Source organism: Pseudomonas sp. HT11, assembly GCF_044875395.1.
Taxonomy (GTDB): Bacteria; Pseudomonadota; Gammaproteobacteria; order Pseudomonadales; family Pseudomonadaceae; genus Aquipseudomonas.
On record NZ_CP173217.1, the window covers coordinates 453,525 to 468,843 of the forward strand.

The 15,319-nt window shown below is 61.2% G+C and carries 12 protein-coding genes; 2 read left to right on the plus strand and 10 right to left on the minus strand.

Features of this window, described 5'->3' with window-relative positions:
- Positions 1 to 76: 76 nt before the first annotated feature.
- The 10 genes from ABWL43_RS01975 to ABWL43_RS02020 all read right to left on the minus strand — a co-directional run bounded on the left by ABWL43_RS01975 (position 77) and on the right by ABWL43_RS02020 (position 12,985).
- Positions 77 to 697, minus strand: coding sequence for a TetR/AcrR family transcriptional regulator (locus tag ABWL43_RS01975; protein ID WP_404486481.1), 621 nt, complete (start codon positions 695 to 697; stop codon positions 77 to 79).
- 27 nt (positions 698 to 724) lie between these two features.
- Positions 725 to 2,407, minus strand: a complete 1,683-nt coding sequence (gene phaC, locus ABWL43_RS01980; protein ID WP_145159969.1) for a class II poly(R)-hydroxyalkanoic acid synthase — start codon at positions 2,405 to 2,407, stop codon at positions 725 to 727.
- A gap of 88 nt (positions 2,408 to 2,495) precedes the next feature.
- Positions 2,496 to 3,341 carry a poly(3-hydroxyalkanoate) depolymerase gene (gene phaZ, locus ABWL43_RS01985; protein WP_106577519.1) on the minus strand — a complete coding sequence of 282 codons (846 nt, stop codon included), beginning with the start codon at positions 3,339 to 3,341 and terminating at the stop codon, positions 2,496 to 2,498.
- A gap of 152 nt (positions 3,342 to 3,493) precedes the next feature.
- The gene (gene phaC, locus ABWL43_RS01990) at positions 3,494 to 5,173 is read right to left on the minus strand and encodes a class II poly(R)-hydroxyalkanoic acid synthase (protein WP_404486483.1); all 1,680 of its coding nucleotides are present in this window, start codon (positions 5,171 to 5,173) and stop codon (positions 3,494 to 3,496) included.
- Positions 5,174 to 5,422: 249 nt separating this feature from the next.
- Complete coding sequence (locus ABWL43_RS01995) at positions 5,423 to 5,800, minus strand: gamma-butyrobetaine hydroxylase-like domain-containing protein (RefSeq protein ID WP_145159973.1); 378 nt, start codon at positions 5,798 to 5,800, stop codon at positions 5,423 to 5,425.
- A 171-nt stretch (positions 5,801 to 5,971) separates the two neighbouring features.
- Positions 5,972 to 7,309 (minus strand): ATP-dependent protease ATPase subunit HslU, encoded by a 1,338-nt coding sequence (gene hslU, locus ABWL43_RS02000; protein ID WP_008439258.1) that lies wholly within the window; start codon positions 7,307 to 7,309, stop codon positions 5,972 to 5,974.
- Positions 7,310 to 7,346: 37 nt separating this feature from the next.
- A complete protein-coding gene (hslV, locus tag ABWL43_RS02005; RefSeq protein ID WP_003237338.1) occupies positions 7,347 to 7,877 on the minus strand; it encodes an ATP-dependent protease subunit HslV in 531 nt (176 codons plus the stop codon).
- A 258-nt stretch (positions 7,878 to 8,135) separates the two neighbouring features.
- A complete protein-coding gene (locus ABWL43_RS02010) occupies positions 8,136 to 8,837 on the minus strand; it encodes an SPOR domain-containing protein (RefSeq protein WP_053253947.1) in 702 nt (233 codons plus the stop codon).
- A gap of 1 nt (position 8,838) precedes the next feature.
- A complete protein-coding gene (argS, locus tag ABWL43_RS02015; protein ID WP_242198799.1) occupies positions 8,839 to 10,575 on the minus strand; it encodes an arginine--tRNA ligase in 1,737 nt (578 codons plus the stop codon).
- A gap of 190 nt (positions 10,576 to 10,765) precedes the next feature.
- Entirely contained in the window at positions 10,766 to 12,985 is a 2,220-nt protein-coding gene (locus ABWL43_RS02020) for a primosomal protein N' (RefSeq protein ID WP_404486487.1), read from the minus strand.
- Between the two features lie 438 nt (positions 12,986 to 13,423).
- Here ABWL43_RS02020 and rpmE point away from each other — a divergent pair, with 438 nt between their 5' ends.
- Together rpmE and ABWL43_RS02030 are read left to right on the plus strand one after the other, a co-directional pair.
- Positions 13,424 to 13,654, plus strand: a complete 231-nt coding sequence (rpmE, locus tag ABWL43_RS02025; protein ID WP_049710411.1) for a 50S ribosomal protein L31 — start codon at positions 13,424 to 13,426, stop codon at positions 13,652 to 13,654.
- A gap of 287 nt (positions 13,655 to 13,941) precedes the next feature.
- Entirely contained in the window at positions 13,942 to 15,210 is a 1,269-nt protein-coding gene (locus ABWL43_RS02030) for a malic enzyme-like NAD(P)-binding protein (RefSeq protein ID WP_056860619.1), read from the plus strand.
- The last annotated feature ends 109 nt before the right edge of the window (positions 15,211 to 15,319 follow it).

A 15,319-nucleotide genomic window follows, 5' to 3' on the forward strand; every position in this document is an offset into this window, starting at 1 on the left:
GGCACAAAAAACGCCCGGCCTGTGAAGGTCGGGCGTTTTTTATTGGCGATCTTATTACCCACATAGTCCCACAGGTTCAATCCATGTCATCCAGGTACTTGAGGGCGAATTTTTCGGTCGCCTGTCGCGCCGGCAGCAACAGATGCGGCGCCACCAGCATCATGATCTGGTACACCACCACGCGCACTTCGCCTTCTCGGTCGAGGATGCGCTGGTAGTCCAGCGAAAACAGCAGCGTCAGGGTGATCTGCTCTACCAATTGCCCCAGTGCCTGGGTATCACTGACCAACTGCCCCGCCGCCTTCAAGCGCGCAAGCAGCGACGCCAGCGTGCGCTTGAGCGCCGTGAGCAAGGTGCGAATGCCCTTGGCCAGCTTTGGCAGGCGCCCCGCCAGGTTTGACAGGTCCTGAAACAGGAACCGGTAATGGGCCATGCGCTCGACGATCAAGTGCAGGAACAGCCAGTAATCCTCGGCGCTGAGCTGCGCGTCCGCCGGCGGGTCAAGCAGCGGCGCCAGTTCATTCTGAAAGCGCTCGAACAGCCCAAGCACCAACGGCTCCTTGCCATGGAAGTGGTAGTAGAGGTTGCCGGGGCTGATCCCCATTTCATTGGCTACCTCCATGGTCGACACGTTCGGTTCGCCCTTGTGGTTGAACAACTGCAAGGCACATTCAAGGATACGGTCGCGGGTCTTCATCCAGTCTTCTTAATGTGATCGTTGAGCTCAGCGCACATGCACGTAAGTGCCCGGCGCCGCTTCCATCGGTGGGTAATTCTGGTTGCCCAGGGCGGTGAGGGTTTCGCGCTGCACGCCGGAGCGTTGTTGAATCCACTCCAGCCACTGCGGCCACCAGCTGCCTTCGACGTGGTGGGCGTCGTAGTACCAGGCTCGCGGGTCGCTGCTCAGCTTGAGGTTTTCGACGTAATTGGCCTTGGGGTTGCCCGGCGGGTTGAGGATGCTCTGCACATGCCCGCTGTTGGACAGCACGAAGCGCCGCTCACCGCCCAGCAATTGCGTGGAGCGATACACCGCATCCCACGGCGTGATGTGGTCGTTGATGCCCGCGACGCTGAAGCTGTCCACCGTGACTTTCTGCAGGTCGATAGGCGTGCCGCACACCTCCAGGCCACCGGGATGGCTCAACGGGTTGTGCTTGAAGAAGTCCAGCAAGTCGCCATGCAGCGCGGCAGGCAGGCGCGTGTTGTCGTTGTTCCAGTACAGGATGTCGAACGCCGGCGGCTCCTTGCCCAGCAGGTAATTGTTGATCCAGTAGTTCCAGATCAGGTCGTTGGGGCGCATCCAGGCAAACACCTTGGCCATGTCCCGGCCGTCGAGCACGCCTTGCTGATAGGAACGGCGCTTGGCGGCTTCCAGGGTCTGCTCATCGGCGAACAGAGTGGCGGGGCTGTCGATCTGGCTGTCCAGCAGACTCACCAGGTAACTGGCGCTGGAGATGCGTCGCAACTGGCGCTTGGCTTGCAGATGGCCTTGCAGTGCGGCGATGGTCAGGCCACCCGCGCAGGCGCCCATCAGGTTGACTTCGCGGGCCCCGGTAATCGCGCGGCACACGTTCAGCGCTTCTTCCAGCGCGGCGACGTAGGTGGACAGGCCCCATTCACGGTGACGCACATCCGGGTTGCGCCAGCTGACCATAAACGTCTGCAGGCCGTTTTTCAGTGCGTACTGCACAAAGCTGTTGGCTGGGCTGAGGTCAAAAATGTAGTACTTGTTGATTTGCGGCGGCACGATCAGCAGCGGCTTGGCGTACTGTTTTTCGCTCATGGGTTTGTACTGGATCAGCTCCAGCAGTTCGTTGCGAAACACCACCGAGCCGGGTGTGGTCGCCACGGTCTTGCCGACTTCGAACGCATGCTTGCTGACCTGGCGGGGCAGGCCGTTGTTGTGCAGCAAATCATCAAACAGGTTGCTCACGCCGCGCACCACGCTGTTGCCGCCGGAGTTGAGCAGTTCCTTGACGGCCAGTGGGTTGAGCAAGGTGTTGGAGGGCGACACCGCATCGTTGAGCAGCGAGAACGCAAAGTGCGCGCGGGCGCGATCGTCAGGGTTGAGGGTGCTGTCGTCGATCCAGTGGCGGGTTTGTTTCTGCCAGCTCAAATAGGCTTGCAGGCTGCGGCGGTACAACGGGTTGAGCTTCCAGGTCGGGTCAATGAAGCGCGCGTCGTTGGGGTTGGGCTCATGCACGGTTTCGCCCAGCAGCACGCGGCCCAGCTGACCACTCAGCGCCAGGGCGTGGCGCGCGGTGTGCACCGGGTTGCGCAAGCCGTGGGCGGCGACGCTGCGCAGGGTCGCCAGCAAATCCCGACCGCGCAGGCCGGTGATTGCATTTTGCGCGTTGATGAACACGGCAGGGGTGGGCGCCGGGTTCGTCACGGGTCTTTCTCGCATGAGCCAACACTCCTTCGTCAAGGCAACAACGGGCACGCCAATTCAGAACCATAGTCGGTTCTCGGCAAGTTGCGCGGCGGTGCGGTCCTTACACGGCCGGTCGCGGGTGAATCACGGCCCGCAGGCGCTCCTCTTCGAGAAACTTCATGATGATCGGCGCCACGGCTTCGGCCCGGGTGATCAGGAACAGGTGACCGTCATCGATGATGTGCAACTGCGCGTTGGGAATCCGCCAGGCCAGCATGCGCATATTGATCAGCGGAATCAGCGGGTCGTCGTCGCCCGCCAGCACCAGCGTGGGTTGGCGGATCTTGTGCAGCCAGTGAATGCTGGTCCAGCCCAGCCCGGCGAACAGCTGCCAGTAATAGCCGAGCTTGCCGGCCGAGCGCACTTTGCTGGCGTGCTCGGCGGCCAGTTTCGCGTCACGCCGGAACGAGCCGCCATAAATCATCGGCGCGATGCGCACCACGTGGGACGGTTGGATGTAGCGCCGTGGGCTTGCCATCAGCCACAGCACCTTGGGCTTGCCCGGCACCATAAATGCACCGGCGGCGGTGGCGGCGAGGATGAGTTTTTTGCAGCGCTCCGGGTAGTCATAGGCGAACTGCTGCGCGAGCGCGCCGCCCCAGGACACACCCACGGCATTCACTTGGCCGTAGTCGAGGTAATCGAGCATGCGCGCGGTGAGTTTGGCCAGGCCAGGAAAGCGATAGGGCCGACTCGGCGTCGAGGAACCACCGACGCCGGGCACATCGAAGGCGATCACTTCCAGATCCGGGTCCAGCGCCTGGACGAACGGAAACACCAGCTCAAGGTTGGCGCCGATGCCGTTGAAAATCAGCAGCGGCGTCAAGTGAGGCTTGCCCGGGCGTACCGCCGTGCGGATGGCCTGGCCATCCAGGTCGATGGTACGGAAGATGAACGGTTGCGGCATGGGCTTACCCTGCAAAATGGCGCTATTTCCCTGCGGGAACACGGTCAATGTGGGAGCTGGCTTGCCTGCGATGCAGGCGCTGCGGTGTATCAGGCCTACCGAGTGGATGCCATCGCAGGCAAGCCAGCTCCCACATTTGATCCCATTCCAGCCTACCTTTCGTGAACGTATGTACCCGGCGCCGCCTCAGCTGCGGCATAGGTTTTGTTACCCAAAATTGTCGGAGCTTTCTTCAACTTGCCCGCCCGCTCCGCCTGCCACACCTGCCAATGCAGCCACCACGAGTCAGTATGTTTGGTCGCATTTTCCTGCCATTCCAGCGCCTTGCCCGCCAGGCCATCGCTGGTCTGGTAGCGTGCCTTGGGGTTGCCCGGCGGGTTGAGGATGCTCTGGATATGCCCACTGCTGGACAACACAAACTCGACCTTGCCGCCAAACAACTGCGCCGACTTGTAGCAGGATTGCCACGGCGTAATGTGGTCGTTGGTGCCGGCCAGTGAGTAAATATCGGCGGTAACCTGCTTGAGGTCGATCGGCGTGCCGCACACTTCCAGGGCATTGGCACGCACCAGCGGGTTGTTCTTGAACAGTTCGATCAGGTCGCCGTGAAAGGCGGCCGGCAAACGCGTGGTGTCGTTGTTCCAGAAGAGGATGTCGAACACCGGCGGCTCGTTGCCCAGCAGGTAGTTATTGACCCAGTAGTTCCAGATCAGGTCGTTGGGGCGCATCCAGGCAAACACCTTGGCCATGTCGCGGCCCTCCAGCACGCCGGCCTGGTAGGAGTGGCGCTTGGCTGCCTCCAGGGTCTGTTCGTCGACGAACAGCGCTACCTGGGTGTCCAGCGTGGTGTCCAGCACGCTCACCAGCAAGGTCAGGGCGTTGACCTTCTTCTCCCCCAGCGCCGCGTAGTGGCCCAGCAGCGCGGTGCAGGTGATACCGCCGGAACAGGCGCCGAGCATGTTGATGTCTTTGCTGCCGGTAATCGCCGTGACCACATCGACCGCTTCCTTGAGCGCCTCGATATAGGTCGACAGGCCCCACTCGCGCTGGGCCTTGGTCGGGTTGCGCCAGCTGACGATAAACGTCTGCTGGCCATTACGCAGGCAAAAGCGCGCCAGGCTTTTTTCCGGGCTCAGGTCGAATACATAGAATTTGTTGATCTGCGGCGGCACCACCAGCAGTGGGCGCTCGTGCACCTGTTCGGTGATCGGCTTGTACTGGATCAGCTCCAGCACGTCGTTGCGAAAGACCACGGCGCCTTCGGTGGTGCCCAGGGTCTTGCCCACTTCGAAGGCACCCATGTTGACCTGGCTCGGCATGCCGCCGTTGTGCAACATGTCCTTGGCCAGATGGGACAAGCCATCGAGCAGGCTTTTGCCGCCGGTTTCAAAGAAGCGTTTGACCGCCGCCGGGTTGGCCGCGCTGTTGGTGGGGGCCATGGCTTCGGTCATCAGGTTGATCACGAAGTGGCCGCGGCTGATGTCTTGATCCGACAGGTTGCTGTCGCCGATCCAGTCGTGCAGTTCCTTGCGCCACGCCAGGTAGGTTTGCAGGTAACGTTTGTAGAGCGGGTTCTGGCTCCACGCCGGGTCGCTGAAGCGACGGTCATCGCCTTCAGGCACAAGCGCGGATTTGCCGAACATCACGTTCTTCAACTCGACACCGAAATGCGCGACGTGTTTGACGCTGTGTAACGGTTGCTTGATGGCTTGGGTCAGCACCATCTTCGCCGAAGCGAGTAAGTCCTTTTTTCGTAACGCGATGATCGGGTTCAGCCCCAGGGTGTTTTCAGAGGCCTGGCGTTTCAAGTCATCGTTATTCTTGTTACTCATCTACGACGCTCCATTGTCCGAAAGACGAGTACCGGCGATTGCTGCGCACCCAATTTCGATACACGACACCAGCCTGGTACTGCGACTCGGGTGACCGTTGATACCGCATCGTCAAATGCAGGGAACTTGCCAGTTCCATTGGTTACCCGAGTTTAATTTTTTTCGCAAGCGGGCCAATCGTTGACCACGCGACAGGGCATTCAAGCAGATGAAATTAGAAAATGCCCTCTAAAGAGCAAGACGCCTGAGTTAGAGCATCAGCCGCACGACCGACTCGCTCGGGTCGCGGGTTTTACCGGCTGCTTTGAGCTCAGCAAGATAGTCGGCCCACAGGGCTTCCTGGCGCACGGCCAACTGGTAGAGGTAGTCCCAGGTGAACAGTCCGCTGTCATGGCCGTCGTCGAAGGTCAATTTCAGTGCGTACTGACCGGCCGGTTCTACCTTGATCAGCCTGACGTTGATCTTGCCGAATTGCAGGATGGGTTTGCCGTGGCCCTGGACCTCGGCGGAAGGTGAGTGGGTGCGCAATAGTTCGGCGGGGAGCTGGTAGACCTCGTCGGGCCCGTAGGTGAGGCCGAGGGTGTTGGAGGTTTTGTGCAGGTTTACGGCAGTAGGAAATTTCGACATTGATAATAATCCTGAAGAAACCGGCTCAAAAATGTGGGAGGGCTTCTGTGGGAGCCGGGCTTGCCCGCGATGCAGGCACCTCGGTGTTTCAGAAACACTGAGGTGATGCTATCGCAGGCAAGCCAGCTCCCACAAAAGCCAGGCTCCTACATACGCCTTTTTCTAAAAGGCTTACAGGATATAACGAGACAGGTCTTCGTTCTGCGCCAATTCGCCCAGGTGGCTGTTGACGTAGTCGGCGTCGATCTTGATCGCTTCGCCATTCTGCGCACCGGCCATGTCGCCAGCGCTGAAAGACACTTCCTCGAGCAGGCGCTCAAGCAAGGTGTGCAGACGACGCGCACCGATGTTCTCGGTCTTCTCGTTAACCTGCCAGGCAATCTCCGCCAGGCGCTTGATACCGTCCGGCAAGAATTCGATGCCCAAGCCTTCGGTTTTCAGCAGCTCACGGTATTGCTCGGTAAGCGACGCATGCGGCTCGCTGAGGATGCGTTCGAAGTCGCCCGGGGTCAGCGCCTTGAGTTCCACGCGAATCGGCAGACGGCCTTGCAGCTCCGGCACCAGATCGCTTGGCTTGCTCAGGTGGAACGCACCGGAGGCGATAAAGAGGATGTGGTCGGTCTTGACCATGCCCAGCTTGGTGTTCACGGTGCAGCCTTCGATCAGCGGCAGCAGGTCACGCTGTACGCCCTCGCGGGACACGTCGACGCCACCGGAGTTACCGCGCTTGGCGACTTTGTCGATCTCGTCGATAAACACGATGCCGTGCTGCTCGACCGCTTCCAGGGCCTTGGCCTTGAGTTCTTCCTCATTCACCAGGCGCCCGGCTTCCTCGTCGCGCACCAGTTTCAGCGCTTCTTTCACCTTGAGCTTGCGGCTTTTCTTCTTGCCCTTGCCCATGTTGGCGAACAGGTTCTGCAGCTGGCTGGTCATTTCTTCCATGCCAGGCGGTGCGGAAATATCCACGCCAGACACTTCGGCGACTTCGATCTCGATTTCCTTGTCGTCCAGCTGGCCTTCACGCAGGCGCTTGCGGAACAGCTGGCGGGTATTGGAATCGGACGACGGCGCGGCATCTTCGTTAAAGCCCATGCGTGCCGGTGGCAGCAGGGCGTCGAGGATGCGTTCTTCGGCGGCGTCTTCGGCGCGGTGGCTGACCTTGGTCATTTCCTGTTCGCGCAGCAACTTCAGGGCGGCGTCGGCCAGGTCACGGATGATCGACTCGACGTCGCGGCCCACATAGCCCACTTCGGTGAACTTGGTGGCTTCGACCTTGATGAACGGGGCGTTGGCCAGTTTGGCCAGGCGCCGGGCGATTTCGGTTTTACCGACGCCGGTCGGGCCGATCATCAGGATGTTCTTCGGCGTTACTTCAACGCGCAATTCTTCCGGCAATTGCATCCGGCGCCAGCGGTTACGCAGCGCAATGGCAACGGCGCGCTTGGCATCGTCCTGGCCGATGATATGGCGGTTAAGTTCATGGACGATTTCGCGGGGAGTCATGGACATAGTGTTTGGCGGCCTCAAGCGGGAATAAGCCTACGGCTTACTCGGCGAGGTCCTGCTCCTCAATGGTGAAGTTGTGGTTGGTGAACACGCAGATGTCGCCGGCAATGCCCAAGGCAGTCTCGACGACTTCACGGGCCGACAGATCGGTTTTCTTCAGCAAGGCGCTGGCGGCCGCTTGGGCATAACCACCGCCGGAACCCATGGCGATCAGGCCATGTTCAGGCTCAACCACATCGCCATTACCGGTGATGATCAAGGACGCGTCTTTGTTGGCGACGGCCAACATGGCTTCCAGGCGGCTGAGGGAGCGGTCGGTACGCCATTCTTTGGCGAGTTCGACCGCGGCGCGAACGAGGTGGCCCTGGTGTTTTTCCAGCTGGCCCTCGAAACGCTCGAAGAGGGTGAAGGCGTCGGCGGTAGCGCCGGCAAAGCCCGCGAGAACCTGCCCGTGGTATAGACGACGCACCTTTTTGGCGTTGCCTTTCATCACGGTGTTGCCAAGGGAAACCTGGCCGTCGCCGCCCATGACGACTTTGCCGTGGCGACGTACTGAAACGATGGTGGTCAAGGGGAGAGTCTCCACGCAGCGGGGCGAAAATGCCCTGATGGAATCTCATATGGGGGTGGCGGGAGGGATTTCAACCGTAGAGGGTTATGGCGGACGGGCGGTGTTTATAGGTCTTACACCTTCTCAAGCACACCGCAAAACCAAATGTGGGAGGGGGCTTGCCCCCGATGGCGGTGCATCAGTCGCCAAAAATAGTGACTGATCTACCGCTATCGGGAGCAAGCCCCCTCCCACATTTTGATCCGCGTTGACTCTGAATCAGCGGCTCTGGCGTTGTTGTAACAACAGGTTGCTAAACCCTGCGCCGGCCAGTTGCTTCTGCGCCACGGTCAGCTGTTCACGGTTGCTGAACGGCCCCACCAGCACGCGATACCAGGTCGCATCCTTCACCGTGCCGGACTCCACCGTCACCGCCTGGCCCAGCAGGATGATCTGCGCACGCACGCGATCCGCGTCCGCCTGTTTCGGGAACGAGCCCGCTTGCAGGAAGAACTTGGTCACCGGCGCAGCCTTGGTGGTGGCCACGGGCGGCGGTGGCGGCGGGGTGATCCCGGCCAGCGCAGCTTGCGCCCGCGCGGTATCGATTTTCGCCGCTTCCGCTGGCGTCACCGGCGTGGTCGGCACTTGCGGCGTCGGCAGGGTTTTCTCCGGCACGGCGTCGGGCGGCACAATCACTTCCGATTCCGGCAGCAGCGTGTAGAAGTCGTATTTCGGCTTCACCGGTGCAGTCGGGCTTGGCGCCGTCTTGTTGGCTTCGGCCATTTTCGTGGCCTTCTGCTGCTCTTGCTTGACGCGCTTGACGTCATCGCCCTTGCCCGGCTCCAGCTTCATCAGGATCACAACGAACGCACCGACCGCCAGGCCGATGGCCATCCACAACCAGCCCGGAATAGGCTTCTTTGCCGGGGCTTGATAGCGGCTGGCGCCGCGCTTGGGTGCAGGTTTTTTCTTGGCAGCCAACTTACATACGCTCCAGGGTTTCCAGGCCTAACAGTTCCAGGCCTTGCTTGAGGGTCCGTCCAGCCAGTGCGGCGAGGCGCAGGCGACTTTGCTTTTGGGCTTCGTCGTCGGCGGTGAGGATCGGGCAGTTCTCGTAGAAGCTGGAGAACAGGCCGGCGACTTCGTACAAATAGGTGCACAGGATATGTGGCGTGCCTTTCTCACCGACGCTGTTCAGCACTTCGCCGAATTGCGCCAGTTTGGCCGCCAGTTCCTGTTCATGCGCGGCATCCAGCACGATCTGGCCTTCAACTTCGCTGAAGTCCTTGCCCAGCTTGCGGAACACACCGGCGACGCGAGTGTAGGCGTACAGCAGGTACGGCGCGGTGTTGCCTTCAAAGTTGAGCATCAGTTCGAAGTTGAAGCTGTAGTCGCTGGTGCGGTGCTTGGACAGGTCGGCGTATTTCACCGCGCCAATGCCCACCACGCGGGCGATGTTGCGCAGCTCGGCTTCGGCCAGTTCCGGGTTCTTTTCCTTCACCAGGTTGTAGGCACGTTCCTGGGCTTCGTTCAGCAGATCGATCAGCTTCACGGTGCCGCCGTCGCGGGTCTTGAACGGGCGGCCATCGGCGCCGTTCATGGTGCCGAAGCCCATGTGTTCCATGTGCATCGGGTGGGTGACGAAACCTGCGCGGCGTGCCACTTCAAACACCTGCTGGAAGTGCAGGGCCTGGCGCTGGTCGACGAAATACAGCGCGCGGTCGGCCTTGAGCACGCCGCTGCGGTAGCGCACGGCCGCAAGGTCAGTGGTGGCATAGAGGTAGCCGCCATCGGCCTTGACGATGATCACCGGCAGCGGCTCGCCGTCGGCGGTCTTGAATTCTTCGAGGAACACGCACTGCGCGCCGTTGCTCTCGACCAGCAGGCCTTTGGCCTTGAGGTCGTTGACCACGTTGATCAGGTCGTCGTTGTAGGCGCTTTCGCCCATCACGTCGGCCATGGTCAGTTTTACGTTGAGCAACTCGTAGATTTCCTGGCAGTGCGACAGCGAGATCTCGCGGAAGCGGCCCCACAACGCCAGGCATTCCTCGTCACCGGCTTGCAGCTTGACCACCAGGCCACGGGCGCGGTCGGCGAATTCTTCGGATTCGTCAAAACGCTTTTTAGCGGCGCGGTAGAAGTTTTCCAGGTCGGCCAGCTCGTTGCTGGTGATCGGGTTTTCCTGCAGGTAGGCCATCAGCATGCCGAACTGGGTGCCCCAGTCGCCCACGTGGTTCTGACGGATCACGGTGTCGCCGAGGAACTCCAGCACCCGCGCCACGCCGTCGCCGATGATGGTCGAACGCAAGTGGCCGACGTGCATCTCTTTGGCCAGGTTGGGTGCCGACAGGTCGATGGCCACGCGCTGCAGCGGGCCGGCCTTGCGCACGCCGATCCTGGCGTCGGCCAGGGCGGCGTCCAGGCGCGAGGCCAGGGCCTGGGTGTTCTGGAAGAAGTTGATGAAGCCTGGGCCGGCGATTTCGGCCTTGGTGACGCTGTCGTCAGCCGGCAGCGCGGCAATGATTTTTTCCGCCAGGTCGCGCGGCTTCATGCCCGCAGGCTTGGACAGCATCATCGCGATGTTGCTGGCGAAGTCACCGTGGGTCTTGTCGCGCGTGTTTTCCACCTGGATCGCCGGCGTCAGGCCTTCAGGCAACACACCTTCGTTGACGAGTTGGGTGAGGGCTTGTTGGATCAGCTGGCGAATGGTGTCTTTCATGGTGTTCTCTTTCGACCGCAAGCGGCGGCGCGCGATGCGCAGGTGGAAAAACTGGGCATTATCCGTGGCGAGGGCGGGCTTGCCAACCGTTCAGACCAGATGGCGGACCTGCGGGCCTCATCGCGGGCAAGCCCGCTCCCACATTTAAAGGTGTTCACATTTCAAAATGTGGACGCTGGCTTGCCTGTGATCAATACAGGTCTACCGGGTCCACATCCAACGACCATCGCACCTGGCGGCCACTGGGCATTTGCTCCAGAGCAAGCAACCAGCCACTTAATAGCCGATGCAGGGGCGCGCGGGACGTTGCCTGCAAGAGTAGCTGAGCGCGATAACGCCCGGCGCGGCGTTCCATGGGCGCAGGCACCGGGCCGAGCAATTCGATGCCGGTCAGACCCAACTCGCCGAGCAAACGTTCGGCGGCGCTGCACGCCTCATCCAGAAAACCTTCCGCCTGCCCCGGTTTATGGGCTTCGGCCCGCAACAGTGCAAGGTGTGAGAAGGGCGGCAAGCCGGCAGAGCGGCGTTCGCTCAGTGCCTGTTCGGCGAAGGCGAAGTAGCCTTGCTCTGTCAGCTGGATCAGCAGCGGATGGTCGGCCAGGTGCGTCTGGATAATCACTTTGCCCGGTTCTTCAGCGCGCCCGGCGCGGCCTGCGACCTGCACGATCAGCTGCGCCATGCGCTCGCTGGCGCGGAAATCACCAGAGAACAGGCCGCCGTCGGCATCCAGGATTGACACCAGCGTCACCCGTGGAAAGTGGTGCCCCTTGGCAAGCATCTGCGTGCCGATCAGGATGCACGGCTGGCCTTTCTGGATGGTCGCGAACAGCTGGTTCATCGCGTCTTTGCGCGAGGTGCTGTCGCGGTCGACCCGCAGCACCGGGTAGTCCGGAAACAGGATGCCCAGGCGCTCTTCGGCGCGCTCGGTGCCCGCGCCCACTGGGCGCAAATCCACTTTGCCGCACTGCGGGCAGTGGCGCGGCACCCGCTCCACATGGCCGCAGTGATGGCAGCGCAGCTCGCCGTGGCGCTGGTGCACGGTCATGCGCGCATCGCAGCGCTCGCACTCGGACATCCAGCCGCAGTCATGGCACAGCAACGTCGGCGCAAACCCTCGACGGTTGAGAAACACCAGCACTTGCTGGCCGGCGGCGAGGGTCTGGCCGATGGCTTGCTGCATCGGCCCGGAAATGCCGCTGTCCAGTGGACGGCTTTTTACATCCAGGCGCAGGAAGCGCGGTTGCTTGGCGCCGCCTGCACGCTCATTCAGGCGCAGCAGCCCGTACCGGCCGGTGTAGGCGTTGTGCAGGCTTTCCAGGGACGGCGTGGCCGAGCCCAGCACAATCGGGATGTCTTCCTGGCGTGCGCGCACCAGCGCCAGGTCGCGGGCGTGGTAGCGCAGACCTTCCTGCTGTTTATAGGAGCCGTCGTGCTCCTCGTCGATGATGATCAGCCCGGGGTTCTTCATCGGCGTGAACAGCGCCGAGCGGGTGCCGATAATAATGTCGGCTTCGCCGTCCCGCGCGGCCAGCCAGGACTCCAGGCGCTCGCGGTCGTTGACCGCCGAATGCACCAGGGCGATGCGCGCGTTGAAGCGCTGCTCGAAACGCGCCAGGGTTTGCGGGCCCAGGTTGATCTCGGGGATCAGCACCAGCGCCTGCTTGCCGGCCTGCAGGGTTTCGCGGATGAGCTGCAGATAGACTTCGGTCTTGCCGCTGCCCGTCACGCCCGCCAGCAGGAACGCGTGGAAGCTGTCGAAGCCTGCGCGAATCGCTTCATAAGCAGCACGTTGCTCGGTGTTCAGCGGCAGTTCGGGCTGGGCCAGCCAGTGTTCGTGGCGTGGGTCGGGGGCGTGCTTGCGGATTTCCACCTGCACCAAGCCCTTGGCCAGCAGCAGGTCGAGGCTGTCCTTGCTCAGCATCAGCTTGCTCAATAGCTGATGCGCCACGCCGTGGGGATGCTGCGCCAGCGTGGCCAGGGCTTCACGCTGGCGCGGCGCGCGTGCGATGCGCGGGTCATCGAGGCGCGCGCCGGGCACCATCGACCAGAAGCGCTCCTGGCGTGCCTCGGCCAGCTCGCCCTGACGCAGCAGCACCGGCAGCGCCCAGCTCAAGGTATCGCCCAAGCTGTGCTGATAATACTGGGCGGTCCACAGGCACAGCTTGAACAGGGCCGGTGGCAGCGGCGCGGTGGTGTCGAGGATCGCGATGGCCGGCTTGAGCTTTTCTGCGGGTACTTCGCTGTGGTCGGCGACTTCCACCAGAATGCCGATCATTTCCCGGCGCCCGAACGGCACGCGCACGCGCATGCCTGGCTGCAACTGTGCCCGCAGCACGCCGGCGGGGGCTCGGTAGTCGAACAGACGGCGCAGGGGCGAGGGCAGGGCTAGGCGCAAAATGGCGTCGGGCACGCGGGGAATCTCATATAAAGGCAGGCGGTGGCGCAGGGGCGGGAGCCTAGCAGACCTGCGGTAGAGGTGTCCTGTCTCTACTGCACCAGGCAGCGCTTCCGTGTGAGTCGGGCCCACTGTGGCGAGCAGGCTTGCCCTGCGTTGGGGCGCGCAGCGGCCCCGATGCCCGCAGCAAGTTTCAACTGCAAAATCGCACTAGCTTTATTGGGGCTGCTTTGCAGCCCAGCGCAGGGCGAGCCTGCTCGCCACAACACAACCCGGCTCCCATATTGATCGTGGTGTGTCGGGGGTTTTTCTGATGAAAGGGGCTTATATGTGGGCAATCGGCCGCAAGCGCCGCTTGCGCGTTTAAAAAGGTCTGGTAGAATCCGCGGCCTAATTACGTGCGGTATTCGACAATAGTGTCGAGTGGCGGCACGCTAGCCCGAGGAAGTCACCATGAAAGCCGATATCCATCCAGCGTACGAAACCATCGAAGTAACCTGCAGCTGCGGCAACAAGTTCGAAACACGTTCGAACCTGTGCAAGCCACTGGGTACTGACGTATGCAACGAGTGCCACCCGTTCTACACCGGTAAGCAGAAAACTCTGGACACCGGCGGCCGTGTACAGCGCTTCGCAGATCGCTTTGGTGCTTTCGGCAAGAAGCCTGCTACTCCAGCAGAGTAAGGCTCAAAAGCCCTCCGGGTTTTTGTCAGCTGTTGAAGAAGGCGTCCTTTGGGACGCCTTTTTTGTGCCTGCAATTTGGTCGCGCGTGATTCAAATCATTTTTAATAAAAAAATTGTAGACATTTTTTAATGCGATTGTGAACAGTTGAGCCCTTGTATCCCGTGGCTCTTGGCCAAAAGTCGTAGCGCAGGGCCCTTGACACCTGTGACTGCCCAGTCTTGTAGGGACTTTGCGACACGCGTATCCTCGGCGGTCCGTCGACCAACAGTAAAAGCGGAATGCCGATATGTCTGATTTGAAAACTGCCGCTCTCGAATATCATGCCCATCCTCGTCCAGGAAAGCTGAGTGTAGAGCTCACCAAAGCCACTGCCACCGCCCGCGACCTGTCGCTGGCCTACAGCCCTGGCGTTGCCGAGCCCGTACGTGAAATCGCCCGCGACCCTGAACTGGCGTACAAGTACACCGGCAAAGGCAACCTGGTTGCAGTGATTTCCGATGGCACCGCGATTCTCGGCCTGGGCAACCTTGGCCCATTGGCGTCCAAGCCAGTCATGGAAGGTAAAGGCGTGCTGTTCAAGCGCTTTGCCGGCATCGACGTTTTCGACATCGAAGTCGATTCCGAAAGCCCGCAGGCTTTCATCGACACTGTAAAGCGCATTTCCATCACGTTCGGTGGCATCAACCTGGAAGACATCAAGGCACCTGAGTGCTTCGAGATCGAAAAGGCCCTGATCGAGCAGTGCGACATTCCGGTATTCCACGATGACCAGCACGGCACCGCGATCGTTACCGCGGCCGGCATGATCAACGCCCTGGAAATCGCCGGCAAAACCCTGGCTGACGCGCAAATCGTCTGCCTGGGCGCCGGCGCTGCAGCCATCTCCTGCATGAAATTGCTGGTGAGCATGGGCGCCAAGCTGGAAAACATCTTCATGGTCGACAGCAAGGGCGTTGTTCAGTCCGAGCGTACCGACCTGAACCAGTACAAGGCGATGTTTGCCCACGCCACCGACAAGCGCACCCTGGCTGACGCCCTTGACGGTGCAGACGTGTTCGTCGGCCTGTCTGGCCCGAACCTGCTGAGCGCCGAAGGCCTCAAGTCGATGGCGGCCAACCCGATCGTGTTCGCCTGCTCCAACCCTGATCCTGAAATCTCCCCGGAACTGGCCCACGCCACCCGTAACGACGTGATCATGGCCACCGGCCGTTCGGACTACCCGAACCAGGTCAACAACGTACTGGGCTTCCCGTTCATCTTCCGTGGTGCCCTGGACGTTCGCGCCAAACGCATCAACGAAGAGATGAAAGTGGCTGCGGCCAATGCTCTGCGTGAACTGGCCAAGCTGCCGGTGCCTCAGGATGTATGCGATGCGTACGGTGGTGCTCCACTGGCGTTCGGTCGTGAGTACATCATCCCTAAACCAATGGATAAGCGCCTGATCACCCTGATCTCCGATGCCGTGGCCAAAGCCGCGATCGAGACTGGTGTGGCGACCCTGCCGTATCCGAAGCACTACCCGCTGCAAAGCGTGGATGATGTGTTCAACGGCTAAGCCGTTGTAGTGCACCAACAAAAAGCCCCGGCTCTTGCGAGTCGGGGCTTTTTTATTGCCTGCGATTAACTGGAGCTGTTTAGAAATCCAAATGTGGGAGGGGCAAGCC